General features: G+C 60.6%; 26 protein-coding genes and 1 tRNA gene. 20 read left to right on the forward strand and 7 right to left on the reverse strand.

The window, feature by feature from the left end:
- The first annotated feature begins 3 nt into the window (after window positions 1-3).
- The 18 genes from FB466_RS03140 to FB466_RS03230 all read left to right on the forward strand — a co-directional run bounded on the left by FB466_RS03140 (window position 4) and on the right by FB466_RS03230 (window position 13,067).
- Window positions 4-825, forward strand: a complete 822-nt coding sequence (locus FB466_RS03140) for a phage major capsid protein (RefSeq protein WP_141915773.1) — start codon at window positions 4-6, stop codon at window positions 823-825.
- A gap of 2 nt (window positions 826-827) precedes the next feature.
- Window positions 828-1,049, forward strand: a complete 222-nt coding sequence (locus FB466_RS13380; protein ID WP_170205995.1) for a hypothetical protein — start codon at window positions 828-830, stop codon at window positions 1,047-1,049.
- Between the two features lie 17 nt (window positions 1,050-1,066).
- Entirely contained in the window at window positions 1,067-1,636 is a 570-nt protein-coding gene (locus FB466_RS03150; protein WP_141915775.1) for a hypothetical protein, read from the forward strand.
- Window positions 1,633-1,956: a phage head completion protein gene (locus FB466_RS03155; protein ID WP_141915776.1), complete on the forward strand. Its 324-nt coding sequence runs from the start codon at window positions 1,633-1,635 to the stop codon at window positions 1,954-1,956. The genes FB466_RS03150 and FB466_RS03155 overlap by 4 nt, the downstream gene beginning before the upstream one ends.
- Before the next feature lie 3 nt (window positions 1,957-1,959).
- Window positions 1,960-2,235, forward strand: coding sequence for a hypothetical protein (locus tag FB466_RS03160; RefSeq protein ID WP_141915778.1), 276 nt, complete (start codon window positions 1,960-1,962; stop codon window positions 2,233-2,235).
- Window positions 2,232-2,618: a hypothetical protein gene (locus tag FB466_RS03165; RefSeq protein WP_141915780.1), complete on the forward strand. Its 387-nt coding sequence runs from the start codon at window positions 2,232-2,234 to the stop codon at window positions 2,616-2,618. The genes FB466_RS03160 and FB466_RS03165 overlap by 4 nt, the downstream gene beginning before the upstream one ends.
- A 69-nt stretch (window positions 2,619-2,687) precedes the next feature.
- Window positions 2,688-3,491: a phage tail tube protein gene (locus FB466_RS03170; RefSeq protein ID WP_141915781.1), complete on the forward strand. Its 804-nt coding sequence runs from the start codon at window positions 2,688-2,690 to the stop codon at window positions 3,489-3,491.
- 90 nt (window positions 3,492-3,581) lie between these two features.
- Window positions 3,582-3,929 (forward strand): hypothetical protein, encoded by a 348-nt coding sequence (locus tag FB466_RS03175; RefSeq protein ID WP_141915783.1) that lies wholly within the window; start codon window positions 3,582-3,584, stop codon window positions 3,927-3,929.
- 23 nt (window positions 3,930-3,952) lie between these two features.
- Entirely contained in the window at window positions 3,953-4,336 is a 384-nt protein-coding gene (locus tag FB466_RS03180; protein ID WP_141915784.1) for a hypothetical protein, read from the forward strand.
- 32 nt (window positions 4,337-4,368) lie between these two features.
- A complete protein-coding gene (locus tag FB466_RS03185; protein WP_141915786.1) occupies window positions 4,369-7,284 on the forward strand; it encodes a tape measure protein in 2,916 nt (971 codons plus the stop codon).
- Window positions 7,281-8,132: a hypothetical protein gene (locus FB466_RS03190; RefSeq protein WP_141915787.1), complete on the forward strand. Its 852-nt coding sequence runs from the start codon at window positions 7,281-7,283 to the stop codon at window positions 8,130-8,132. Before FB466_RS03185 ends, FB466_RS03190 begins: the two co-directional genes overlap by 4 nt.
- Window positions 8,129-9,259 (forward strand): hypothetical protein, encoded by a 1,131-nt coding sequence (locus FB466_RS03195; RefSeq protein ID WP_141915789.1) that lies wholly within the window; start codon window positions 8,129-8,131, stop codon window positions 9,257-9,259. The genes FB466_RS03190 and FB466_RS03195 overlap by 4 nt, the downstream gene beginning before the upstream one ends.
- Window positions 9,252-9,803 (forward strand): hypothetical protein, encoded by a 552-nt coding sequence (locus tag FB466_RS03200; RefSeq protein WP_141915791.1) that lies wholly within the window; start codon window positions 9,252-9,254, stop codon window positions 9,801-9,803. Before FB466_RS03195 ends, FB466_RS03200 begins: the two co-directional genes overlap by 8 nt.
- Before the next feature lie 9 nt (window positions 9,804-9,812).
- Entirely contained in the window at window positions 9,813-10,868 is a 1,056-nt protein-coding gene (locus tag FB466_RS03205) for a hypothetical protein (protein WP_141915793.1), read from the forward strand.
- 11 nt (window positions 10,869-10,879) lie between these two features.
- On the forward strand, window positions 10,880-11,608 hold the full coding sequence (locus FB466_RS13385; protein ID WP_170205952.1) for a hypothetical protein: 729 nt from the start codon (window positions 10,880-10,882) through the stop codon (window positions 11,606-11,608).
- 19 nt (window positions 11,609-11,627) lie between these two features.
- Window positions 11,628-12,422 (forward strand): peptidoglycan recognition protein family protein, encoded by a 795-nt coding sequence (locus FB466_RS03220; protein WP_141915798.1) that lies wholly within the window; start codon window positions 11,628-11,630, stop codon window positions 12,420-12,422.
- A gap of 13 nt (window positions 12,423-12,435) precedes the next feature.
- Window positions 12,436-12,750, forward strand: coding sequence for a hypothetical protein (locus tag FB466_RS03225; RefSeq protein ID WP_141915799.1), 315 nt, complete (start codon window positions 12,436-12,438; stop codon window positions 12,748-12,750).
- Between the two features lie 8 nt (window positions 12,751-12,758).
- Window positions 12,759-13,067, forward strand: a complete 309-nt coding sequence (locus tag FB466_RS03230) for a hypothetical protein (RefSeq protein WP_141915801.1) — start codon at window positions 12,759-12,761, stop codon at window positions 13,065-13,067.
- Between the two features lie 56 nt (window positions 13,068-13,123).
- On the opposite strand, the gene FB466_RS03235 is transcribed toward FB466_RS03230, so the two are convergent.
- Window positions 13,124-14,311 (reverse strand): Fic family protein, encoded by a 1,188-nt coding sequence (locus FB466_RS03235; RefSeq protein ID WP_141915803.1) that lies wholly within the window; start codon window positions 14,309-14,311, stop codon window positions 13,124-13,126.
- A 447-nt stretch (window positions 14,312-14,758) separates the two neighbouring features.
- Here FB466_RS03235 and FB466_RS03240 point away from each other — a divergent pair, with 447 nt between their 5' ends.
- On the forward strand, window positions 14,759-14,959 hold the full coding sequence (locus FB466_RS03240; RefSeq protein WP_141915804.1) for a hypothetical protein: 201 nt from the start codon (window positions 14,759-14,761) through the stop codon (window positions 14,957-14,959).
- A gap of 682 nt (window positions 14,960-15,641) precedes the next feature.
- Here FB466_RS03240 and FB466_RS03245 read toward each other — a convergent pair.
- From FB466_RS03245 to FB466_RS03260, 4 genes are all read right to left on the reverse strand, one after another.
- A complete protein-coding gene (locus FB466_RS03245) occupies window positions 15,642-16,289 on the reverse strand; it encodes a thymidine kinase (protein ID WP_141915806.1) in 648 nt (215 codons plus the stop codon).
- A 48-nt stretch (window positions 16,290-16,337) separates the two neighbouring features.
- On the reverse strand, window positions 16,338-17,768 hold the full coding sequence (locus tag FB466_RS03250) for a malate:quinone oxidoreductase (RefSeq protein WP_246054545.1): 1,431 nt from the start codon (window positions 17,766-17,768) through the stop codon (window positions 16,338-16,340).
- 171 nt (window positions 17,769-17,939) lie between these two features.
- Window positions 17,940-19,328: a DNA repair protein RadA gene (gene radA, locus FB466_RS03255; protein ID WP_141915809.1), complete on the reverse strand. Its 1,389-nt coding sequence runs from the start codon at window positions 19,326-19,328 to the stop codon at window positions 17,940-17,942.
- A 79-nt stretch (window positions 19,329-19,407) separates the two neighbouring features.
- Window positions 19,408-20,451 carry an LLM class flavin-dependent oxidoreductase gene (locus tag FB466_RS03260; RefSeq protein ID WP_141915811.1) on the reverse strand — a complete coding sequence of 348 codons (1,044 nt, stop codon included), beginning with the start codon at window positions 20,449-20,451 and terminating at the stop codon, window positions 19,408-19,410.
- A 152-nt stretch (window positions 20,452-20,603) separates the two neighbouring features.
- Here FB466_RS03260 and FB466_RS03265 point away from each other — a divergent pair.
- Window positions 20,604-20,694: transfer RNA gene (locus tag FB466_RS03265), tRNA-Ser, on the forward strand.
- 651 nt (window positions 20,695-21,345) lie between these two features.
- Here FB466_RS03265 and FB466_RS03270 read toward each other — a convergent pair.
- Together FB466_RS03270 and FB466_RS03275 are read right to left on the reverse strand one after the other, a co-directional pair.
- Entirely contained in the window at window positions 21,346-22,842 is a 1,497-nt protein-coding gene (locus FB466_RS03270; RefSeq protein ID WP_141915812.1) for a hypothetical protein, read from the reverse strand.
- Window positions 22,843-23,507: 665 nt separating this feature from the next.
- Window positions 23,508-24,730, reverse strand: a protein-coding gene (locus FB466_RS03275) for an IS3 family transposase (protein WP_141915814.1) whose coding sequence is annotated in 2 segments (ribosomal slippage) — window positions 23,508-24,445 and window positions 24,445-24,730 — 1,224 coding nt in all. Because the reading frame shifts where the segments join, the coding sequence is not laid out codon by codon here.
- Window positions 24,731-24,988: the final 258 nt, after the last annotated feature.

Consider the following 24,988-nt stretch of genomic DNA (forward strand, 5'->3'; position numbering starts at 1 on the left):
CCCATGTCCATCACACACGCAATTCCAAAGATTTGGTCCGCGAAAATCCTGACCGACTTTCGTGAAAACGCAATTTTCGCCGGCCTCGCAAATCGCGAGTATGAAGGGGAGTTGAAGTCCGGTAACTCCATCCGCATCCCCGGCATCGAGCCCATCGAGATCCATGATTACAAGGCCGCCGGGCGCACCACTGAGCCGGATGAAGTCAGCGACACGGGCCTCGATCTTCTGATCGACCAGGAAAAGTCCTTCGACTTCATTGTCGATGACATTGACGCTGCCCAGGCATCCGCGCCTCTGATGTCGGCCTACACCCAGTCCGCCGCCGACGGACTCGTCGAGGATAGTGACAAGTTCCTGGCTGCCCTGGCGATTGCCAACGGAACAGCAGTCACGCCGGGCGCACCGGTCACCAGTGCCGAAACCGCATGGAACGCCATCCGCGATCTCCGCAAGGCTCTAAATAAGGCCAAGGTTCCCCAGGCCGACCGCCTCCTAATCGTCAACGCCGAGTTCGCATCGTACTTGGAGGAATACGAGTCGAAGATTATGGCGGTGGATACCTCTGGTGACTCGTCCGGTTTGCGCGAGGCCACTATCGGTAAGCTCCTCGGATTCACAACCTACAACAGTGAAAACGTGCCCACCACGAACAAGCCGCAGATGATTGGCTTCCACCGCTCATCCATCGCTTTCGTTTCGCAGATCTCCGCAACGGAGGCCATGCGGGCCGAGAAGAAGCACGCCGACCGTCTCCGTGGCCTGCACGTCTACGGCGGCAAGGTCATCCGACCCACCGCCGTCGTAACTTACACGGGGGCCTAATCATGGTTGTCGTAGTAGGTGCCTCCGGCGTAGAGATGGATCTGCCTCCTGCCATTGCCTCCGGGATGATCGCACGCGGCGACGTGGTCGCCGTCGATCCGGGTGATCCCGTCGATCCGGGTGATCCGGGTGATCCGGGCGATCTTGACGACCTGGACGATCTGGACGCCGATTCGCCCCCGAGCCCCGAGCCCACCCCGGCCAAGGGCAAGCGCAGCAAGTAATCGAAAGTGAGGTCACGGTGGAAACCCTGGCAACCATAGAAGATGTAGTCTCGGCGATTGGCCGTGACCTCACTGACGACGAAGCAGCCCGCGCGCAGTTTCCGCTCGACAAGGCGTCCGAGCTGTTCCGCCGCGAGGCGCGCCAACACTTCACTCCTGGCGTGTCGAGCCCTCGTCTGCGGGTGGTGGGTGGGCTTGTCACGCTTCCGCAGCGGCCCGCCGGCGTGGTTACAAAGGTAACCGACTCTCACGGCCGGCAGGTGCCGTTCACACAGGATGCCGAGCTGGTCCGGGTACCTGAGCGGGCCGGGCCACTCGTGCGCGTTACCTACTCACACGGCAACGAAGTGGTGCCCGACCTCGTTCGCCTGACCGTCACCGAGATTGCCCGCAAGGTGCTGGGCATCAGCAAGAAGGCACTTGCGGGCGTAACGCAATACTCGGACACCACGGGCCCATTCACCGAGTCGGAAACCTACGCCACGTGGGCGCAGGGCGGGCAGACGATGCTATCGCCGGACGATGCTGCCACGGCGAGAAGCTATCGCGTGTACCGACGTTATGCGATAGTGCAGGACTCGCGATGAGCACGATCACCGTCGAGCGCTCGACGACGGTTCACGACGAGTACGCGGATCCTCGACCGGGGCGTTGGGCGCATCATCTGGACCTCGTCGCCGCCAAATATGCACCCAGCAACCCCACCGAACCTATCGCCCTCGGCCGCGCACAAGTCATCGAAAAGGGCGAGATCTTCCAACGCCGAGACGACATACCCGACATCACCGAAGCCGACCGAGTAACTGTGAACGGCGTCACCTACGACATCAACGGTCGCCCGAGGGCGTGGACCAAGAACGGAACGTTCGTCGGCATCGTCATCGCCGTAATCAGAACAGAAGGGTAAGCCATGGTTCAGATCAAGGTTAGATTCCCCGTAGGCCGCGGCACCCGCAACCACAAGGCCATCCGTGAGGCCGTCCTGCTAGACACCTACGACAACGGGTTTGAGCGTGCGATTGTCGCCGCGGCAGAGCGCGCGAAGACCCCCGATCAGGAGATCTTCGTGACTCGCGGGTTCAGTCAGCAGGGCCGGTTCTCTGTCCTCATTGTGGATCGGGGTACCGGTGACCGAGAGGCACGCCGCAAAGCGCTTCACCAGGCTCTCGCGCGGGTGTCGGCATGATCCCTTCGCGCTGGCCTGACGCTACGGCCCTGGTCCTCGACTACCTCCGCCCCCACTTCCCTCACATCACTATCACCCGCACACGAAATGCCACCGATGCCCGCCAGGTCGTTGTGGGCGACGTGTACGGCGGACGCACCACCGCCATCACCCGCTCCTGCACGATTCTTCTCTCCGCGTGGGTCATCGACCCTGACGGGCACGGGAACCTTCACGAGGCCCGCGAGCTGATGGGCGATGTCATGTACCGACTGCAACTCATGACCCGGCTTCCCGAGGTCGTCACCGCCACCGAGGGCTCCGGCCCCACAGCGGTCAAAGACACCACCGAAGTCGAATACGCCGAGGGCTCCGTGGTGCTCGGTATCCACCGAAACCGGTAGACGTCACCCGGCGCTGCCACACGCGCGAGCCGGTGCGTATCAACAACTCTTCCCTGGAAGGAAAACCTCATGACGGATCAGACCGCCAATAACGCCGACTTCGTAAAGCTCATCAAGGATGGCGCAATTTTCATCGGCCCCCATGGCGCACCCACCCCCGACGGGCATGACTGGGCACCCGGCCCCGAGTACGTCAACCTGGGCTACTACTCCGAGGATGGCTTCACCCTTACTCCCGCTCCCGGCGACACCACCGAGTTCAAGGCCCATAACGGGGATGTCGTGCTCTCTGAGCAGGCCGACGGCAACTGGACCATCGCGTTCTCTGGCATCCAAGATGGTGTTACGCTCACGGAAGCCTACTTTGATACCGAGGTGGACCCGCTCACGGGTGGGTACAAGCTGACCTCGGCCGCAGTCAAGACATACCGCGCACTCGTCCTGATCGGCGAGGGAAGCAACGGAGATGTCATCGTCCACCACGCCCCTCGCGTGAAGGTGTCCGAGCGCGAAGCCTTGACGTTCAACGCTACAACGCTATCGGCGCGCGGCGTGACATTCACCACCTACAAGGACGCAACTCTCGGCTACCAGGCGTACGGCTGGAATAGCGGTCTCATCGAGAAGCCTGCCCCGACGGTTACCGGCGCAACGCCCTCCGCGGCGGCCACTGGGACCACGGTCACGATCACGGGTACCGGCCTCACAGGCGCGAACAAGGTGACCTTTGGATCTACGAACGGCACCGCCGTAACTGTGGTCTCTGATACGTCGATCACAGCGGTCATGCCCGCCGGCACGGCCGGGTCAGCCGCTATCAAGGTCACGACCCCAGGCGGCGTCAGCGCACCCTACCCGTACACCCGCGGGTAACCCCCGCCCTCAACCCCGTGTGGTGTGGCGCGGCTACCGCCACACCACACGGTCTTCCCTCTCCGTAGCCCTTCACGAAAGTAGTCACCCATGTCTCAACCCTTTGAACTCCCAGCCACACCAACCGACATCCCCATGATCGATTTTGGCCGCGATGGGAAGGTTCTGTTTCAGCTTCCCGTTCTCGGCGCTAAGGGCGTTCCGATGGGCATCACAAGCGCGTTCGCTCAGTTCAACTCGGTAGTCCACGGCCGGAACGGAAAGAAGGCATCGGACGACGCGTTCTCTGCCGCCTGGTCCTACTTCATCTCCGTACTTGCCGACAACTACCCGGACGCCACACGGTACCTCTCGACCCTGGACGATGAGGGCCTTAAGGCCGCGATCACTCACTGGGGCGAAGCGTCCAAGGAGCACAACTACGACCCAAAAGCTTAAGCTTCCCCGGGCTGTGGACCTACGTGCGCCAGGAGTTTTACTACGACTGGCGCGCAAGGTTCGGCACGGGATTTGAGACCGACATTGCGGCTGGCATGAGCTGGAACGAGGCGTGGGATTTGGCCCTGGGTATTCTCCGGGACCGGGACTCTCACACGAACGCCACGCTTCGCGGGGACCTCTACCCCACCACCGCACCGGAGCGTGCCGCGTGGGACATCTACGAGGGCACGATGAACGCAAAACGGGGCAAGAACCAACAGCCGAAGCGGATTCCTCGCCCGTGGGCAGGCAAGCCATTCCAGCCCGAAACCACCAAGGCCGACGAGCCCCAAGAGATTGACCCCGAGAGCGCCGCACGACGCGAGCGCATCCGGGCACGAACCGAACGCAAAACGCCCGAGTAGCCGCGGGCTCCACCCCAGGGAGCAGGCTACCAGTGTCAGACGGCGTACTTTACGTAGAGGTCATGCCCTCAACCAAGGGCATCGGCCGCGCGGTGGAGAAGGACATCACCGGGCAATTCGGCGCATCCGAGAAGGCCGGAACCGGGTTCTGGTCGCGCATGGGCGGCCTCGCCAAGACCACCGCAAAGGTGTTCGGCGGGGCTGTCGCGGTCGTCGGCGCACTGTCCATCAAGGGCGGCATCTCCCGCGCGCTCAACATCGAGGATGCCCAGGCGAAGCTCAAGGGTCTTGGTCACGACACTAAGACTGTCGAAGCGATCATGAAAAACGCTCTCGGCGCAGTCAAAGGCACCGCCTACGGTCTCGACTCAGCGGCAACTGTCGCGGCCTCAGCCGTTGCTGCCGGCATTAAGCCCGGCAAGGAACTGGAAGGCTACCTGCGCCTCACCGCGGACGCCGCCACTATCGCCGGCACCTCGATGGAGGATATGGGTTCCATTATTAACAAGGTCACGGCCAAGGGCCGGGCCGGTATGGAAAACCTCAATCAACTCACCGAGCGCGGTATTCCCATCGTGCAGTGGCTCGCCGACGAGTACGGCGTCACCGCGGGCGAGCTGGAAAAAATGGTCTCGCAGGGCAAGGTTGACTCCGCCACGTTCCGCAAGGTCATCGAAGAAAACATCGGCGGTGCCGCGCTGGCCTCGGGTGAAACGACCCGTGGCGCGCTCGCAAACATGATGGCGGCGTTCTCACGGCTGGGTGAGGCTGCGGTGTCGGGCGTCATGCCGCAGATGAAGCACGCGTTCGGTGCAATCACTACCGCCGTAGACAGCCTGACTGATGCTGTACGGCCCGCTGCCGAACGTTTCGGTGGTCTCGTCGAGCTACTGCGCACCGGTGATTTCACGGCGGCGATGCGCGAGAATTTCGGCTGGCAAGAAGATTCCCCAATTGTCTCCGCGATGCTCCGCATTCACCAGGGCGTAGCCGGGCTATTCGAGCTCGTGAAGACCGGGACGTTCACAGAAGACCTGACCCGCGCGTTCGGGTGGGAGCCTGACGACCGGATCGTAGATTTCCTGTTGGGCATACGTGACGGCGTGACGGACATCGGCCCGGGCCTGAAAACCCTGGTTGAATACTTCACCCCGCTGGGCGTAGCTATGAAGGTCATGGAGCCCTCAATGGGGCTACTACAGGCCGCTTTCTTCGACCTCACCGACGCTCTCGGCGGCGCGCTGAAAGACGCCCTGCCCTCGCTTGTGAAGAGCTTCGTGGATCTCGCGGTGGCGCTCGTACCACTCCTGCCATCGCTCGTGGAACTCGTGGCATCTGTAGTACAGCTCGCGGCATCGGCGTTGCCGCCGCTGGTCACCGTGCTGGCGTCCGTCGCTGGCTGGTTGACTGAGAATGAGGTGGCGGTTCAAGCCCTCGCCATCGCGCTAGCAGCCGGGTATGCCGGGTACCTTGCGTACAAGTCGATTGGCACGATCATGGCGACCGTGAAAAACGCCACCCTGGCGGCGAAGATTGCACAGCAGGCATACACCGCGGCGATGGCTGGTGGCAACCTGGCGTCAATCAAGGTCGCTAAATCAAGCGCGTTGCAGACCATGGCCCTTGCGAAGGGCGCGCTTGCGGGTAAGGCGATGCTCGCCATGCAGAAGCTCGCGACCGCAGCCCAATGGCTGTGGAACGCGGCACTGTCGGCCAACCCCATCGGCATCATCATTATGGCCATTGCGGCTCTCGTTGCTGGACTGGTCTGGTTCTTCACACAGACCGAACTCGGCCAGGAAATTTGGTCAGGGTTCATGGGCTTCCTTGGTGATGCGCTGGGCAATATCGGCCAGTGGTTTGCGGATGCGTGGGAGTGGATTTCAGCCGGTCTCACGGACCTCTGGGAAGGCGTTCTGAAGCCCATCTTCGAGGGCATCGGGGCCGTATTCACGTGGCTCTGGGATGCAATAATTCACCCTTATATCTCACTCATCCTGCTCTACATCGGGCTGTGGGCCGCGCTCATCACGTGGGTATGGGGAAGCATCATCTCTCCCACATTCGTCCTGATCGGCGCAATTTTCACGTGGCTCTGGGAGAACGCCATTCAGCCCGCCATCGACGGGATCGGCGCGCTCATTACGTGGCTCTGGGAAACGGTGTTCCTCCCAGTTGGTGAGTTCATCGTCGCCGCGATCACAGGAATTGGCATCGTTGCGACGTGGCTCTGGGAAAACGTATTTAGCCCGACGTTTACCGCCATCGGCGCAATCATCGACTGGGTGTGGAACAGCGTCATCATGCCCGTCGCCGGGTTCATCATCGGCGTCTTTCAGGGCATCGGTGCCGTCGCCTCCTGGCTGTGGGCTAATGCGATTAGCCCAGCGATAAACGCTATCGGCGGTGCGATGAACTGGGTATGGAACTCCATCATCAAACCTGTCGCCAATTTCATCGGTGACGCGTTCCGCAACATTGGCAACACAGCCAAGGATATCTTCAACGGTGTCCGAGACACCGTAGAAACGGTGTTTGGTGCGCTCATGGGGATCATACGCGGCCCCGTGAACGCGGTGATCGATTTCATCAACACGATGATTGGCGGACTCAACGGCATCTCTATCGAGATCCCCGACTGGGTTCCTGAGTGGGGCGGCAAAACTTTCGGCCTGTCGATCCCGAAGATTCCGCGAATGGCTGAGGGCGGCACCATCCTCCCTCGTGCTGGCGGAACCCTCGCGATCCTCGCGGAGGCCGGGCGGGCAGAGTCCGTGGTGGACACCGGGAAGATGAACGCACTTCTCGATGTGGCACTCAGCGGCCGCAGCGAAACGCCCACAAGCGGTGCGACAGTCATCCAGCACATTACGACGGTGCAGGACGACCCGACATTACAGGCCCGCCAGTGGTCCCGTGAGGCAGCGAGAGGAATGGCGTCCGTATGATTCCGCTAATCGAGTTCGAGGGGCTAACCATCCCAGGCACCCCGACCGGCGGTGCCGATGGTGCCTCCGGTTGGTTCTTTCGGGAGTTGACTGGGTGGCGCGACCTGACCGACGACAAGTCACCCATCAATGAACGCGCCCGCCAGCACGGTGCCCACGGCGCTGCCGCTTCGTTCCGCAAGGCAGCAGCAATCAGTTTCGACGTGGCGTATATCGCCACCACGGAAGCCGACCTTCTGACGGCTCACGATGCCCTCGCGGGGATCGGCGCGGACGGCCCCGTACCCCTCCGGGTCACGGACCCGACGGGAACCACGGAGCGAATGGTGACAGTCAGTGGCATTACCGTTGCGGACTGGCATGGACGCACATACGGCACTGCCACCGTCGATGTTCTCGCCCGCGACCCGCGCCGGTACAGCATCGGCGACGCATGGTCCACAACCCGCCCGGCAACGGCGGGAACCGGCCTCGTGTGGCCGGCCATCTCCCCCCTGAAATGGCCGAGCACGGGCGGCTCAACTGGCCGCATCACTCTCGCAAACCGCGGCACAAAAAGCTCGTCCCCTCTATACCGAGTGTATGGCGGGTATAGCGGATTCGCGATCACGGAGCTGGCGTCGCAGCGTCAGATCTCGGTAGAACTCAGCGTGCCCGCCGGGTCATATGTCGAGATCGACACTGGTCGGCGCAGGGCCCTGCTTGATGGCCAATCGGATGTGTCCCGCTACATCACCTCTCGTGAGTGGTGGGACATCCCCGCAGCTACATCATCCACTGTCCAAATCACGCTCACGGGCGCATCAGTAGATCCCTACTTAGCAGGGATGGTTAGGAGTGCCTGGTGACGAGCTGGTATATATTCGAGACGCTTTCCGGACACATCATCACGGAGTTCACGCCGCTCTCGGGATCGTGGACGGCACGCCTTAATGAAGCGGAAACGCTCGATGTGTCCATCGACCTGGGTGACCCTGACGAGCAATCCCGGGAGTGGCGCAGTCTGGGTACCCCATGGAAGTACTCGATTGCCGTGGAGGAATCGGGCCGGTTCTACGGCGGCCCGATCCAGCCTCACGACTGGGATGAAGATTCCGCAATCTTGAAGATCACGGCGCGCGGTATTCGGTCGATTTTCGCTCTGCGCTCCGTGCTCCCAGTTGAAGCGCTGACTACGGATCTCGTGGACGCTACAGGCGCACCAAACACCCTGCTCGACACCACGCTCAAAAACCTGGACCTGGGATCCATCGGAATGCGGGTCATCCAGCAGGCGTGCACCTGGCCGGGCAGCAACTACCCGATAGTTTTCCCGCCCGCTCGCTCGGGTACCCACGAGCGCACCTACCAAGCTGTGACTTTCCCGACCGTCGAAGACACTCTCAGCGCACTGAGCGGGGTGATCGGTGGCCCCGACTTCGACTTTCGGTTACGCCTCCGAAACCCTTCCTATTTCGAGTGGGAGTTCCTGGCCGGCACGCAGGACGAGCCACGGCTCATCTCGCCTGACACCCACACGTGGGACCTATCAGCGCCAGACTCAGCAGGGTCGGACCTTACCGTGTCTACCAACCCGTCATCGATGGCATCCCTCTCGTGGGCCGTCGGCGGCCGTGGCGATAACAGCGTGTTGGTGGCTCAGGCGTACGACCCCCTTCTCATCCAGGATGACCATCCTCTACTGGAAGCCGTCGATACATCACGCACGAGCGTATCCGTCATGGCCACCCTCGCTGGCCACGCACAAGCACCGCTCCGAACCGGCCGCAGGCCTTGGGAGTTCTGGAAATTTTCGGCCTCGCTCCGAAGCACCCCGTTTCTGTCGGAGTACCAGGTGGGCGACCTGTGTACACTCGCCGTCCACGACAGCCCCTACATCCCCGCAGGCGAGTACACCCGCCGCATTGTCGCACTCTCAGGAGACGATACCAGCGACTGGGTAAAGATCACTCTCGGAGAGGTTTACGATGGCTGACCCAATGCCACCAGAAGACGGCTACCGGTATTTCTCCGCAGAGGTGGGCCGATTCAGGGCCGAACTGCGAGACCTTCAGCAAGCGGACGGATCCCAGCAGGCGCAAGCCGTCCGCCGACTCGCCGAGGCAGTCGCAGCGATACCCATTATGGGGACCGGCACGGCCAGTGCCAGCGGTTTCGCGCTGGCATCAGGCTGGCCCACTCTCGCCAGCGTCTCGGTACCGGTACCAGCAGGAAAAACCGTCGCCACGTGCTTCGCCCTCGGCGTTGGTGCCGCGCTCGATGCCACAACTGGTGGCGTGACTTCACTCAGCGGGCGCGTAGTCATCCATGGTGAGGCTGGCGTGGCCGTTCCGGGCACCAAAGACGCCGGGGCGAGCCAGGTCAACAACGTCATCACGGCATCCCACTCGCGCACCATCTCGGGCGTATCCGGGTCGGTCACCGCTTCGGTGCAGATGTCTCCGCTAAATGCCACGGCGTTCCCCGCTCGTCCGGGGAACGTGGCGCAAATCACCCTTTTCGTATCGTTCTCGGCTTAGGAGGCCTCGATGGTCGCTCGTGTATCATTCCCTACCGGCCTGGCTACTGGCCTGCCCATCCTCGACACCCGCCTCGCGCTCGCATCTCTCATCGCCCGCGACACCACAGGGGCACCACGTGTAGGCATCCTGCCCGCCACCTATGACCCAATTGTCACTGGGCGCGCCACGATGGCATACACCGTCGCAGATCTCAGCCTCGTCACGTCCCGTGACGGCCGCGGCGTCGAGATGTGGCGCAATGACGGCGCGCTCACCGTTACGACGACGGCGGCACCAGCTACCAACGCCAGGATCGATGTCATCTACGCGAAGGCTCGGTTCACGCTATCCGCAGATGGCGTCGATACCACCATTATTGACGTGGTGCAGGGTGCTACCGCTGCCATCGCATCGCTCGTGAAACCCGCAATCCCGGCTGGGGCCGTGGAGCTGGCAACGGCGCAGGTGCGGGCCGGAGCCACGGCGACCACATCCTCGTCCGTCATCATCACCCAGACAGTGCCATACACTGCCACCGCTGGCGGGGTCGTCCCGGTGCGCTCGGCTACCGAGCTTGCCGCATGGTCTCCACTCGATGGTGCTATGGCATGGTCCATAGAGACCGGAGTCACGTACACCCGCCGTGGCGGGGTGTGGGTAGACCCATCTACACCACTGGTGAGCTTTGAGACGACGACCGGAGTCACAAACTTACTCCCGTCACAGTGGATCGCTAAGGCAAACCTCAACTCCGGAGTCATACGAAATCTTGGCGGCTTTGTTGCCGAGGCGGCACAGATCCGTGTGCCATCGCCCGGAATTTATGGCATCTCGTGCGCGATGCAGTTTGGCGGTTCAGCGGCCGGCACGGCCCGTGGCATTCGGCTCTCTATCGACGGTGTAGCATCCGCGACAAATCTTTTGGGCCCTGGGGGACGGACCTCTGACGTGTACCTACAGACCGGGCTAGCAGCGGCCGCGGTGACATCTACGGTCGCCGTGTTTGGTTATCAGGACACGGGCGGAAATCTTAACAGTGCCACCACAAATCTTCAGATCCACCGGCTAGGTGGACTCTCGTAGCGAGGAGCATCATGCCTACTGTTCTCGGCCCAGTACTGGACTCGGCTGGCTACCCCGCCACCGGCACGCTCGAATGGCGACAGACCACACGCTTCGCCACAGATGACGGCGCGATCACCCAAGCACCCGGGGTGGCAGTCGTTACAAAAGGTCTCATCCTGAACGACCAAGGCGAACCTTCATTCTCGATGCCGTCCAGCCCGCCCGGAACGGCTGTCCATCTCGTGGAGATGCTGGGTGCACGGTCGGTGTCGCGTCATGTGGTCATCCCTGATGTGGAGTCGGTGCGGTACGCGGACCTCGTGGATGTCGCGGCACCCGGCACGCCCGGTGTGCCCGTCGGTCCCACCGGCCCAGTCGGGCCACCCGGCGAGCAAGGCGAAGCGGGACCGGTGGGGCCGCAGGGCGAGCCCGGGCCTATCGGGCCACCGGGTACTGACGGCACCATCATCCCGGCCGGCACGGCATCGCAGTACCTCCGCGGCGACCACACCATGCAGACACTCAACCGCGCCGCAGTAGGCCTCGGAAACGTGGACAACACCCTCGACAAAAACAAGCCGGTCAGCACCCCACAACAGGCCGCAATTGACGAGCGCGCACCGAAACATATGTCGGGCACGCTCGCTGCCCGCCCCGCCGCCTCTACGGCAGCAGGGGCACTCTACATCCGCACCGACAGCCCTGGCCTGTGGTACTCCGACGGCTCCGCGTGGGTCGTCATCACCTCGGGCGCATAGCCCACGTCAAAGGAGTCTTATGAAAATCCGCACCGTCCGCCCCGACCCGCGCAAGTACACGCCCGGTCGCCCCAACGGAAAACCCAACCTGTTTGTCATCCATCACCAAGCCGGGTATCAGGAGAACTCGATCCGGGTACTCACGACAGGCCAAGGTGCACCGTCGGCGAGCTACATCATCTCCGAGGGTGACGTGGTGGCGTCCGTCCCTGAGGGGGACACCCCGTGGACTAATAACAACTGGGCCAGCAACACGAGGTCGATCACGTTCGAGTTGGCGAACTCGCCGGGCATGGCTCCGCCGTCGCGCGGCACGCTCGAATCGGCAGCGCAGGTCATGGCGGCCGCTGCCCGACGCTGGGGATACACGGTCCCGCTCACACGGGCGAACGTCAAGGGACACAACGAAGTCGCAGACAAACCCACCGCCTGCCCTGGCGGCACAGATCTCGGGTGGCTCATCGCCCGAGCAAACCAAATCCTCACCGGCACCTCGGCCCCCAGCGTGGCCGAGCAGGTGAAGGCCCTAGTAGAAAGCGGCACCATGTACGCACGAATCGTGAACACCAACCCCGCCGAAAAGACACGGTGGCTTATCAATCTCCGTACCGCAGCGTATGCCGCGATGACCTCTAACGAGCAAGGCCAAGCGGCGCTTCGCCTCAAGCTGCCCACTATCGAAATCACAGGCAAGAGCCTGACCGAGATCGAAAAAGTGCGCCAGAGCGTGAACCTCCTGCGCGATGCGCACCCGGACCTCTTCGACCCTCTGACCAAGGCCGAGCGTAAAGCCCTCGGAGTCGCGGCCAAGTAGGCCGTATCGGGGGATGAACGCGCTACACGCCGACGACCCAGAAACCTACTCACTGGCCGAGGTCGTCCGGCTCATGGCTCGCATGGAAAAGAATCTCAACGAGATCAAGAGCGACATCCAGCGACTCGAAGCCAATTACGTGACCCGGGCCGAGTGGGAGCTTTTTCGCGAGCACGTCGCAACCGAGCTACAGCGGTCCAGAGAGAAGCACGACAAGGACATATCGCGGATCGAACGCCGCTCTGCCTCGTGGGTGCCCTACGGTGCCCTGATCGTGTCTGGCCTCGTCGCCGCAATCACATTTATTCGGGCCATCGTGCCCAGCTAGGAGAAACCGTGGCAAAGCACGCCCAACTAGAGGCCCCCTGGTACGCATGGCAGCGTGTCTGGCGCACCCTACTGCAAGTCGGTATCCCGACTGTCATCGGTCTCGGGGTAGTCGCCCCGCAGGTGATACAGATCATCCTCGAAGAGTACGGCGAGACCCTGCCCGTGAGTGTCCGCCTCTGGCTGCTCGCGGTCGCCGGTGGCATCACGGCCACGGCTGGTGTCATTACCAAGGTCATGGCGTTACCTGGCGTCAATGACTGGCTGGCGCGGCACACACCGTTTGGTACCGTGCCGCGCAGCGTTACCAAGGAGTAATCCGAACCGCCCCCGTCTAGGCTCACGCCCGGGCGGGGGCGGTTTTCATCGTCAAGCTACTCCACCGCTTTCTTTTGGATGGGCAAGAAAGCCTCGATAATTCCACGGTTTGCGCGGAATCCATCCTTCGTTTGGACAATTAGCTCCCGCCCAAGAAGCTCATTCAAGTCCCTAGATACTGTTTTTGATTCACGCCCGGCATATTCAGCCGTAATGCGGGGGCTAACCTCACGAATCTTCCCTCGAGGAACCGAAACGCCCATGGGCATATCCAACGCAAGATGCATTTGCCTTCTTTTAGCCGGAGTGTCTTCATCCTTGTACATATCATGGACGAAATTGATCCAGGTGACCTCATACTGCTGGGCTCGTATCATCTTGATCTGATCTTGCAGCTCATCAACCAAGCCTTGCAGGGCATACTGAATAAAATCCTCCACCGGGTAGCTAGGGTCACGACTGGTTCTGTCGAGAACAACAAGATACGCATCCCTCGTTCTGTTGTAGTGATTCGACAGGAGGTGTGCAGCGGTTGAGGGGACTCCCGCTTCAGTCATTAGCTGAAATTCAATCATTCTGGCAGTTCGACCGTTCCCGTCCCCGAAGGGGTGGATCCAGGCAAGGTACACATGCGCAATAATGGACTTTAAAACCGCCAGGGGAAAGATAAGTTCGGGGTTTTCGTCGGGGGCACGCATCTTGTTTAGCCATGCAACCATTTCCTCGAGAAGATATTCACAGTCTTCTGCTGGCGCACCCCTGTAGTGGCCGATGCCAACAGTTACACCGTGGGTTCGCACCTTGCCAGGTTCCACCTCCGGCTTCAGCGGGAGACCCTTGAGAATCGTCTTATTGAAATGCTTGATTCTCGAGACGGAGAGACTCTGGTCGCGCCCCTCAATCACATCGTCCATGACCTCGTTACAGAGGCTGAGGATATTGTCGATCTCAGTGCCCAGATATTCACGGGACTGCGGAAGCTCCAAATCTCCATCGATGCGCTGCCTAACCTCGTCTTCGGAGAGAGTGTTACCTTCGATACTTGCTGTGCCATGGATGCTCTTTGTAAGCATAACTTGATGCAACTCACGGGCAGTCGCAGGCGTCAGCGGTGCCCCAGCTAAGTGCTGGCATTTAGACTTGGCTTCGCCAAGCAGCAACCATGTCTTGTGATGAAGGTTACTGAGATCAAGCTTGAAGATGATCCATGGGTGACTCGATTGGTATGTCTTCTGGTCAGGCATACTTGATTATGGCACAGGTTTCTGTCCAATCAACTGTCCCGATTACTGACCCCGCAATCGACCGTCTCTATCGCCCGGCTATGGCACCGACTTCTCGTGCCGTTCCAGGATCGCGGCCACGTCGATAGCCTCCGCGGCCTCGCGCACGACATCTGACGCTACGCTGCGGCGATCAGCTCGGGGCCGTCGCCGTTTAGAGGGGCCACGGGGCGGGCGGTGAGGTCTACGGACACAGCCACGCCCGCCTGCGCACCCCGCGCCAGTGAGTGCCGCGTCACCTCTGGACGGGACCCCAAAAATTCCCACGTGCCATCAATCTGGCATGCTTAACGCATGACTCTAAAGCTAAGCATGGACCTCTATGGCCTGACGTACGGCAGCTTGATCGATTTTGCTGACGCAGCGCGAGCATCAAACGTAGATCGAGACGCACCAGTAACTCAGGTGATGGTAGAGAACAACGATGACATGGTAGACAAGTTTGAGCTCAATGTAGGGCATCTCCCGGCAGGGCATGTCACATTCGACGCAGCCGCTGCAACAACTTTCGCCGCCGAGCTAGATAGCATCCTCGAAGGCGAGGGAGACGCACGTGGTCACCTCGAATCCCTGCGCGCTCTCCGTGACCACCTATTGAAGATTTCCTAGCCATCGACAGACACGTTTCAGACACGATGACTATCCGAACTCCCCCAAATCCCACCAATCTCGCCCATGTCTCCGTGTGGCCGCGATGCCATACAACGCATGGCGAGACGAGGGAGGGCGGCCTCCAGCGATCTCAACAGATTTCGGCTCGAAACAAGAAGAGGTCGTGGGTTCAAATCCCGCTACCCCGACAAATTACTCCCCCTGGTTCCTGCAAAGGGATCAGCGGGGAGTTTTTCGTTTAACCGTTGAGCCCGGGGTAGCCGCGGAACGCCAAGGCCGGGCACACAAAAAACCGGTCGACACCCGGGGGGGGAATAGATGTCGACCGGTCTTGCTTTGTGTTCACCTGCTCCCTGAGGAGGAGTGAAGGTTACGTCCGCAGCTGGGGGGAAGCTGCTGACGCATGTGAATCATTACAGATGAAGTTTGGTGACTCACCGCTTCGCTCTCCAGAGGCTCCACGCAAGAATGATGAATTTTTAGCTTCTGATCTGCTGTTTATATCTAATTTGAAGAACACTCATCATTCCTCAGCCGTCAGGGGCAGATAAATATTTAACTACCTAACTCACCTCGGGCTGAGTATTTAGGGTGAGAAGCAGCCGTTTTTTAACCTCTCGATGGCCATACCGGCTACACGCTCCCGACTCACGAGCCCGGTAGCCGCCGGCGCCGAGCATCAACGAGCGGTTGAGCGCCCGCTCGTGCCCCCGGATTCCGGCGACGACAGGGCACCGTTGCTCTCCTGCAAATAACAGGCACCGCACAGCGACTCGTAGCTCACCTGAACGCCATCAATCGCCACCTGATCGCCGTCGAACACAAAACGATCCCCCACCCGGCGTCCGTTGAACACGGCCTTGCGCCCACAGCGGCAAATCGTCTTCAGCTCTTCGAGCGAGTGGGCAATTTCGAGGAGGCGTCGGCTGCCGGGAAAGGCCTTGGTCTGGAAATCGGTGCGGATGCCGTAGGCCATCACCGGGATACCGTCAAGAATGGCGATGCGCAGCAGATCGTCCACGTTCTGGTTACTCAGAAACTGAGCCTCGTCGATGAGCAGACAGCTCACATCACCGCCACCACGCTCCCGCACCGCCTCACGGCGCTCCTGAAAGAGGGCCCGCGCATCCTGGTCCCCCCCGATCAGGAAGTCAACGGGCCGCTCCACGCCGAGACGAGAAAGGATGCTCGACTCAGCCTTGGTGTCTACCGCGGGCTTGGCGAGGAGCACGTGGTGGCCGCGCTCCTCATAGTTAAAGGCCGCCTGGAGCAGCGCGGTGCTCTTACCCGAGTTCATCGCCCCGTAGCGAAAGTAGAGCTTAGCCACGGGCGAACCGCGCCTCTGATCGTCTCGTGCGCCCCCGCATCCGCAACCTTACTCGTTGACGCGGAGCGTGGCTGCCGTGGTGGCGAGCGAGCGAGCTGCGGTCGCCGAATCCGCAGAGAGTTCGGTGCCAAAGCTGGGAACCATCTTCTGGATCTCGGGGAGCCAACCGGCAAACTTGTCGGGGAAGCAGCGCTCCAGGATCTGAAACATGATGGGGGCCGCGGTGGAGGCACCGGGAGAGGCACCGAGCAGACCAGCGATTGAGCCATCGGCCGAGGCGACCACCTCGGTACCGAACTGGAGCACGCCGCCGCGCTCAGCATCCTTCTTCATCACCTGCACGCGCTGGCCCGCCGTGATGAGGTACCAGTCTTCGTTTCTGGCGGTGGGCATGAACTCACGGAGGGCCGCCATCTTTTTCGCGCGGCTCGCCAAAACCTCACCGATCAGGTACTTGACCAGGTCGAAGTTGTCCCGGGCAACGGCCAGCATGGGGCCAAGGTTGTGGCTCCGGATGGAGCCGGGCAGGTCCCACCACGAGCCCTTCTTCAGAAACTTGGGGGTGAACCCGGCGTAGGGACCAAAGAGGAGGCTCGTGTTGCCGTCCACCACCCGGGTATCCAGGTGTGGCACCGACATGGGCGGCGCGCCCACGGCGGCCTTACCGTAAACCTTCGCCCGGTGCTGGGCGACAATCTCGGGGTTATCACAGCGCAGGAACTGCCCGCTGATCGGGAATCCACCGAAGCCCTTAATCTCGGGGATACCCGAAGATTGGAGCAGCGAGAGTGCGCCACCGCCGGCACCCACAAAAACGAAGCGGGCGTTGACGGTCTGGGCGGCGTGGCCGACATCGTTGCGCACACGGATATTCCAGGTGTTATCGGGTGCACGGCGAATGTTCTTCACGGTGTGCTCGGTGGTGACGGTGGCCCCCGCCTCACGCATAGCGTCGAAAAGCTGGTGGGTGAGTGAACCAAAATCGACATCCGTACCGGCCGGGATGCGGGTGGCCGCGATGGGCTCGCCCTTCTTGCGCCGTTCAATGAGCAGCGGGGTCCACTCGCCAATCGTGTACGGGTCTTCGCTGTATTCCATACCGGCGAACAGTGGCAAATCTTTGAGGGCCTCGTATCGACGCTTGAGGTAGGCCACGTTCGCCTCGCCCTGCACAAAGGTCATATGCGGGGCCGAGTTGATGAACGTGTTGGGCTCGTTGAGCACCCCAGCCTCCACGAGGAAGCTCCACAGCTGCCGACTGATCTGGAACTGCTCGTTGATGCTCACGGCCTTGGCCGGGTCAACGCTGCCGTCCGTGCCCTCGGGCATGTAGTTGAGCTCGCACAGGGCGGCGTGGCCCGTTCCCGCGTTGTTCCACGCGTTGGAGCTCTCCTGGGCGACATCGCTTAGCTTCTCGAAGACCCGGATCGTCCAGTCTGGCTGCAACCGCTGAAGAAGGGTGCCTAGGGTCGCGCTCATGATACCGCCGCCGATGAGGACGACGTCAACCGTCTTTGCTCTACTCACCTGAACAGTTTAGCCACGATATGTGGTGACCGAGGGCCGCGGGCGGATGACGAGGGCGAATGAGGCCGACAACCGGTGACCCATAGACGGTGACCCATAGACGGTGACCTCTGTGATGGTGACCTATGTGATACTGACGGCCGCCGCGGTGGGGGTGCGGGTGGCGGCGCGGGCCGTCGCGGCGGGACCCGCGGTTCGCTGGGCGAGGCGGAGCGCCTCCGCGAGGGTGGCGGCCGAGGCATCCACGACGGTACCGAACCCCAGCCGACGCGCCTCGCTCTCCCGCTGTCGGTCGGCGGTAACCGCACGGACCTCCCCCGCAAGACTGATCTCGCCGTAGGCCACGAGCCCGTGCCCGTAGGCCCGATCTGCGGCAGCCGAGGCAATCGCCAGCGCGATAGCGAGGTCGGCGGCAGGTTCGGTGAGGCGCACCCCGCCAACGGTCGAGACATAAACATCTTTACCGCCCACAGCCACACCCGCACGGCGTTCGAGTACGGCCAGGATCATGGCGACGCGGGCCGAGTCAACCCCGCTCGTGACCCGGCGCGGGTTGGGCGCAGAGGAGTCCACGATGAGCGCCTGCACCTCCACGGGGAGCGCGCGTCGGCCCTCCATCGCGACGGTGACACAGGTGCCGCTCACGGGAGCGTCGGAGCGGCTGAGAAAGAGTCCGCTGGGGTCGGTGACCTGGGCAATGCCGTCACCCGTCATCTCAAAGCAACCCACCTCATCGGTGGGACCGAAACGATTCTTGAGCGCACGGATAAAGCGGAGGGCACTGCGGCGGTCGCCCTCGAAGTGGCAAACCACATCCACGAGGTGTTCGAGCAGGCGCGGACCGGCAATCGTGCCGTCTTTGGTGACGTGGCCCACCAGAATCACCGGCAGTCCTCGGGTTTTTGCCAAGCGGATGAGGGTGCTCGCGACCTCACGCACCTGGCTGGGGCCACCCGCGATACCGTCAACCGTATCGCTTGCGATGGTCTGCACGGAGTCGGCGATGAGCAGGGCCGGGGCCACAGCATCCACCTGACCCAGAATGCTGGCCAGGTCGGTCTCGGCCGCGAGGAAGAGGTTGTCGCTCATAGCGTCGGTGCGCTCGGCGCGGATGCGCACCTGGCCCACCGACTCTTCGGCACTCACGTAGAGCACGCGCTGGCCCGACGTGGCGATCTGCGAGGCCACTTCGAGGAGGAGGGTGGATTTACCCACACCTGGCTCACCGGAAAGCAGGATGGCCGCCCCCGGCACAATTCCACCACCCAAAACCCGATCGAACTCGGCCACGCCACTCGTGGTGGGCACCGCCGCCACCGTGGACACATGCGTGATGGGTCGGGCGGCGTTGCCTTCCGAGGGCGCGACGGCCGTCGCCGTGCGCCGGAGACCGGTGCGCTCCGCGGCATCTACCACCGTGCCCCACGCCTGACACTCGCCGCAGCGACCGACCCACTTTGCGGCCTGCCAGCCGCACTCAGTGCAACGGAAAACGGTGGTTACTTTTGCCATGCTGCGAGCCTAACCGCAGCCACCGACATTCGCCGGGCGCGGCCTCGGGTTGTGCACAACTCGGGGTGCTGGCGGCCTGTTAGCGATGGGGAGTCCAGCCCAGATGCGGCGCGATATCCTCGGCGATCACTCGCAAGATACGCTGATGGGCTTCGGCCCCGCCCGGTGCCGGGAGGGTGATAATGAGGCTGTCGATCTCCGGGAGGGCGGCATCCGCTCGCAGCGACTCGATAATCTGCTCGGGGGTGCCCGTGTGTAGGGGGCTGAATCGCATCGGGAGGGTGCGGTCGTGTGGGCGACCGTCGGGGTGCATCCGGGCGTTATAGGCGGTTATAAAGCCGTTGTGGGCCTCGGCATCCGCCTCGTTCAGAACCGGGATGACGATGCGACCAACGGCCACCCGCCCGGAACGCCGTTCGCCGAACGGAGAATGCGCGAACGCCTCCCGGTAGGCGCGAATCTGCTCGGCCTGACGCACATCGAAGGGGTCACCCGTCTCCTCGGTGTTGAGGGTGGAGACGTGCAGATCGAGGCCCTGCTCCCCCGTGCGACGGGCGCTCGCGACGCTTCCCGGGCCGTACCAGACACGGTCGGCCAGGCCCGGGCTGCGCGGGCTGAGCGTCAAATTGGTGTCGGCGGGCACACTCATGAAGCCCGTGCCGCTGTGCGCGATAGTCTCCCCGGCGAGGGCCGCGCGCAGACGCTCGATACGGTGCTGAGCTTCAGCCGAGAAGGGCCGCTCGCTCACGCCAAAAACGGGGTCGAGGATGGGGGCCAACTGACCAATCCCGGCGCTCAGACCCAACTCCACCCGGCCACCGCTCAGCAGATCAACCGTGGAGGCGTCCTCCGCCAGACGAATCGGGTCTTCGTAGCGGGCCGGGATCACCCCCGTGCCGAGACGGATACGCTCGGTGCGCTGACTCACCGCCGCAAGGAAAGTCATCGGGCTCGCGAGAAACGGCTCAAAGTGGCGCACGCGCACCCAACCCGAGTGGTAGCCGAGCTCCTCGGCGAGCTCGAACAGGCGGATACCGTCATGCAGGGACTGGCCCGCGCCCTCCGGACCACCGTCATTAGGCACAAACGTGAGGAAGCCGAGCTGAAGGGTGCGTGAGGTCATGTGAACAACGTAACGCGGGGAGGGGTGATGGTCTCCCGTGCGACGCAATATTTCGGTTATTTCCGGTGTTGGGACCGTGGCGAGATGCACGGCGGGGTGGAGCGGGACAACTCGATTGGCGCTCGGGGAACGTTTCGCATAAACTCATTCGCGGTGACGTGTCCGAGCGGCCGAAGGTGCAACACTCGAAATGTTGTGTAGGTTCAAAGCCTACCGTGGGTTCAAATCCCACCGTCACCGCCAGTTAAACAACATTAGAACCCCCGGTAAGAGAAATCTTTCCGGGGGTTTCTTTTTCTTCTCCCACAGTGGTGGCGGATTGCTGCCGCCCAGCCTCCAAAGCAGACTGGGTGGGGCTTGACCTGCCCTATGGTTTGGTTTCCAGTCTCGGTGGCTAGCTTCAGGCGAATGTCAACTGTTTTGAGAGAGCGAGATCGAAGTCCGTGGGAGTTTGATAACCCAAAGATGAATGCCTTCGTTTGCGATTGTGGAACACCTCGATGTACTCGAATATCGAGGTGTTCCACAACCGGAAACGGCGTCACTCCCGGCTCGGGATGCGCTCACCCGTCGAGTACGAGAAACTGTACGACAATCTCAAATGCTGCGATCAGGAACCTAACTACACGATTCCATGAAACCCAGGACACATCTAAGAGGATTTCCTGGCGGATCAGATTCCCTTTTATGGATTATCTGTCTCTATCAAACACGACACGATTCATCTCGAATCTATTTGCGGCCCCCGACTGTCGCCATTGAACTGCACTATGTGCGTACACTGCCTCACTTTACTTTCGCCAAAATTACATCAACAAGTGATCTCAGTGCCGCCAGAGAGTGCTGCGGTTGAAAAACTTGATCTGCCGGGCTGCCCATGAGCATTCACTCACCTCAGGAGATGACCCAAGCTTGGGTGCATTCATTTTCTGCGTCCGCTTCAAGCTGCTCAATAAGATTATCGATTCGCAAGACACCTCCCCATGTTCTCACGAGAATATATCCATCGGGGTGCTGTAAGACACCAAGGAACTCGTGTTCGCCGACTGCTCCGTAGCGTATACGAAGCCAGCGATCAGTTGGCTCGTGCCAGAGCAGCGCGAGTTCATGCTTATTCTTGGAGTTGTTGAACGCGACAGATGACATCATTAACCATCCATCTGCTAGCACCGTTCTCGTTACATGCCAACTTTTCTCGAGACCGTCGCTGCCAGTAATGGCACAGCTACGAAGCAGTTGCCAAGTGCTCGTCGTCTCTTCTGCTTTGCTCATTTCGTACTCGAAAAGCTTGAGAGGGGGGCGGGTCATAACGACGAAGCGGCCTCGCTCGCTCAGGTACGAGAACTGGTTGAATGAGACGCCAGGAACGCGCGGGCACGAGGCTCCATATTTGTCGCTAGAAGAGCCAAGATCCAGAAGAACCCCGCTCACGTTCAGCAGATCATGGTTCCCATCCCAAGAAAGGATGCGCTCCCCGCCGGCGCTCGGCATCCCGGCGAGATCCCGATCTCGCGATTGCGTGTCTAAAAGCTCACGAGATGCTCTGTTTCCGTGCGCTGCGTCTTCGACAATCCACACCAGATCGTCATTCGTAATCAGAAGGTGCGCTCCGAACCATGCAACCTTGCAGCCCAATGAAGCCGACGCAGTGGCTTCGAGCTCTATGAATTCCCATGCACTGTCATCCATCGGGTCAGCCGAAATCATTACTGAGGTTCCCCCCATGGGTGCGCCGCTTATGGGATCGAACGTCGAAGTATCTACCGAGTCATCTAGGAAGGTTGCACAGTACAGCCCATACTCCGACGAGTAATCGTAGTTGCGAATGATGCGGCGCGGGTGCGTAAAGTGTGATTGTACGACGCGCGGAGGCCACGGTCGAAAGTCGACAAGTGTCTGCCGAGTGGAACGTTGGCCTTCGATTTCGACAATATCCCACAGGCCATACGAGATCGGGTAGGCATAGTCATTCTGAAGATTCTCATCTTCTATCGGGTGAAATGTGAACTCAAGTAATGGCGCCTGCTGAGAAGAAATTCTTTTACGCGACGGTTTCTTAAAGCGCTTGATAACCGTTCCTTGTTCGGCAGCGTTCCTTTCGAATGCGAGCGAATCATCTTTCGCGCAAAGGTGCAACTGGTATTGGTCGCTGTCTTCTTCGACCTCGCACAAAAGTAGGTCAAACCGTTGGAGACTGGAGGCTAGCGCCGGAAGATAATCTTCGGCTATTTCATCTTGGTGCTTTTTTATGAGCGCGGCAACCGACGAACCCTGGAGCGCTTTTTGGTGCTGTGGAAACCGAAATTCGAGCAGCCAACACGTCTCAGAAATGCCGGCTTTCCAATCGACCGCAACACAGTTCGTCTCAATGAACACTTCAGACCTCTTCATTTTTGTCCGATTATACAACAACAGAAGCTTATTGAAAATAAGCCGACATGCCTCACTTACTTTGAGCGCGTGACCCACCCATCGGGAAGAATAACCAAACCGTAGGGCAGGTCAACCGCCGCCCAATCAACACCTTCCCCGAAACAATCACCACAACCATCGGACTACACTTCTACCGAACCTATATTTTAATAAACTTCCTAAACGTGCAGCAGACCCTTACGTCCAGCCACTTGGGAAGTTGTCTATGCGAAGAAACAGCTAGTGGGATTCTATTTAAGCTCGAGAAAAATTGTAGAAACTTTATTGCTCCCGCAACTTCCACTCGACATCTGACCAACTTTGACCCAGTATCCGTAATGTACTGACCTTATGCTGTCCTGACAAACCACCCTTGCTCGATAATAGCCAGCGCCAGCGTAGCATCTGAAGCCTCCATGAAAGAATTCGTCGTTTATATTGATCCATGATTTTTCACATTTATTCGGAGGATAAGCAAGGGCTGGTGACGCTGGCCCCAATATTAGTCCTGATATGCAAAGACCGAGCGTTGCGAGTATCGCAATAAGGCGTGGTTTCAGCTTGTTTCGATCATTCGCGGTTTCCATAATTCTCCTTTGAATTTAAGTGGTTTGGCCTGGGTTTAGTTCCGACTATTTTGTTCATCACTCGACGGTTGTCACGAGTGACTGCGCCTCAGCATAGTACGCCGTCTCAACCTCGACCGGGGTTCGCCTGCCTAGCTCGCCGTGGAGGCGCTCATTGTTCCACCACCACACATACTCCAGGGTGGCGAGTTCGACTTCCTCAACTGTTTTCCAGGGGCCACGCCTGCGGATGAGTTCTGCTTTGTAGAGCGCGTTCACTGACTCGGCCAGGGCATTATCGTAGCTGTCACCTACGGTCCCCGTTGAAGGAATCGCCCCCAGTTCTCTGACGCGGTTGGAGTAGACCATCGACATGTAGTTCGATCCGTGGTCGCTGTGATGCACGGCCCCGTCGAGCGTTCCACCTGATTGCCAGGCCGCCATCTCAAGCGCCTGCAGCGGCAGTATCTCAGCTTTCAGTGTTGAGGCAACGTTCCAGCCAACGATCTTACGATCAAAGACATCAATAATGAACGCGGTGTATGCGAACCCAGCCCACGTAGCAACGTAAGTGATGTCACACACCAACAACTTCATTGGCCCGTCGGCCACGAACTGGCGTTCGACGAGATCACCCGGCAGCTGATCCCTGACGTCACTCGTTGTTGTGAAGGCTCTCTTCGAACGACGTACTCCACGCACTCCGGCGATTTTCATCAGACGCTCGGTTTGGTCGCGTCCGATGACCCACCCTGCTCTGGTGAGGAGGGCGTGCATCTTGCGGCGCCCGTAGACGCTGTAGTGCTGTTTGTGGAGTTGACGGATCTCGGTGACGAGAATCTCGTCGCGTAGTTTCCTGACCGACGGGAGTCTGTGTTTCGCTGCCCGATATCCTCGGGACGTCAGAAACCCACGAATTGCCGAGCCCAGCACACGGCACAGGAACTCAACCCCGAAACGATCACGATAGGTATCGATGAATTGGATCATTTCGTTCGTGGCGGGTCGAGTTCCTTGGCGAAAAATATGCTCGCAGCTCGCAAGACTTCGTTTGCTTTCTTGAGTTCAGCGACTTCGCGGCGCAGTCGCCGGTTCTCCTCGTTCATATCAGTGGTCACGCCGGGTTTTTGGCCAGTATCGATCAGCGTTTGACGATGCCAGATACGCAGCGTGTCTGGTGAGACACCGAGGAGCTTGCCGACCTGGTTGCTGGCTGCGTTGAGGCTCGTATGCTCGGGGAGCGCTTCGGTGAGCATACGCAGCGCGCGTTCACGGAATTCTGGTTCATATTTGTTTGCCATGGTGTTCCTATCCTTGTTGAAAGTACGGAACTAAACCCAGGCCAAACCACTCGACGACGGGTTCACTCATCTCGTCAGCTTATCCCCACGAGGATGCCTACCGAGGCTGCCCAACCCGCGGAAAAGGGTGGCCGGTGACGCAGATATGGTGCACTTCTGGTCACGGTGGCCACCACCATCTCAATTCTCGCGTCGTCAGCCGGGAACTGGACAAAACCCGCATCGACGCTACACGCCCGAATCACCGTGACCTAGGCT

This window comes from Klugiella xanthotipulae, assembly GCF_006716695.1.
Lineage (GTDB): Bacteria > Actinomycetota > Actinomycetes > Actinomycetales > Microbacteriaceae > Klugiella > Klugiella xanthotipulae.

What these genes read in the sequence shown, in the direction of transcription:
- FB466_RS03140 (WP_141915773.1), top strand. Translation starts at nt 4, where the DNA reads ATGTCCATCACACACGCAATTCCAAAGATTTGGTCCGCGAAAATCCTG.
- FB466_RS13380 (WP_170205995.1), top strand. Translation starts at nt 828, where the DNA reads ATGGTTGTCGTAGTAGGTGCCTCCGGCGTAGAGATGGATCTGCCTCCT.
- FB466_RS03155 (WP_141915776.1), top strand. Translation starts at nt 1,633, where the DNA reads ATGAGCACGATCACCGTCGAGCGCTCGACGACGGTTCACGACGAGTAC.
- FB466_RS03160 (WP_141915778.1), top strand. Translation starts at nt 1,960, where the DNA reads ATGGTTCAGATCAAGGTTAGATTCCCCGTAGGCCGCGGCACCCGCAAC.
- FB466_RS03165 (WP_141915780.1), top strand. Translation starts at nt 2,232, where the DNA reads ATGATCCCTTCGCGCTGGCCTGACGCTACGGCCCTGGTCCTCGACTAC.
- FB466_RS03170 (WP_141915781.1), top strand. Translation starts at nt 2,688, where the DNA reads ATGACGGATCAGACCGCCAATAACGCCGACTTCGTAAAGCTCATCAAG.
- FB466_RS03175 (WP_141915783.1), top strand. Translation starts at nt 3,582, where the DNA reads ATGTCTCAACCCTTTGAACTCCCAGCCACACCAACCGACATCCCCATG.
- FB466_RS03190 (WP_141915787.1), top strand. Translation starts at nt 7,281, where the DNA reads ATGATTCCGCTAATCGAGTTCGAGGGGCTAACCATCCCAGGCACCCCG.
- FB466_RS03200 (WP_141915791.1), top strand. Translation starts at nt 9,252, where the DNA reads ATGGCTGACCCAATGCCACCAGAAGACGGCTACCGGTATTTCTCCGCA.
- FB466_RS03205 (WP_141915793.1), top strand. Translation starts at nt 9,813, where the DNA reads ATGGTCGCTCGTGTATCATTCCCTACCGGCCTGGCTACTGGCCTGCCC.
- FB466_RS13385 (WP_170205952.1), top strand. Translation starts at nt 10,880, where the DNA reads ATGCCTACTGTTCTCGGCCCAGTACTGGACTCGGCTGGCTACCCCGCC.
- FB466_RS03220 (WP_141915798.1), top strand. Translation starts at nt 11,628, where the DNA reads ATGAAAATCCGCACCGTCCGCCCCGACCCGCGCAAGTACACGCCCGGT.
- FB466_RS03225 (WP_141915799.1), top strand. Translation starts at nt 12,436, where the DNA reads ATGAACGCGCTACACGCCGACGACCCAGAAACCTACTCACTGGCCGAG.
- FB466_RS03235 (WP_141915803.1), bottom strand. Translation starts at nt 14,311, where the DNA reads ATGCCTGACCAGAAGACATACCAATCGAGTCACCCATGGATCATCTTC.
- FB466_RS03240 (WP_141915804.1), top strand. Translation starts at nt 14,759, where the DNA reads ATGGTAGAGAACAACGATGACATGGTAGACAAGTTTGAGCTCAATGTA.
- FB466_RS03250 (WP_246054545.1), bottom strand. Translation starts at nt 17,768, where the DNA reads ATGAGCGCGACCCTAGGCACCCTTCTTCAGCGGTTGCAGCCAGACTGG.
- radA (WP_141915809.1), bottom strand. Translation starts at nt 19,328, where the DNA reads ATGGCAAAAGTAACCACCGTTTTCCGTTGCACTGAGTGCGGCTGGCAG.
- FB466_RS03260 (WP_141915811.1), bottom strand. Translation starts at nt 20,451, where the DNA reads ATGACCTCACGCACCCTTCAGCTCGGCTTCCTCACGTTTGTGCCTAAT.
- FB466_RS03270 (WP_141915812.1), bottom strand. Translation starts at nt 22,842, where the DNA reads ATGAAGAGGTCTGAAGTGTTCATTGAGACGAACTGTGTTGCGGTCGAT.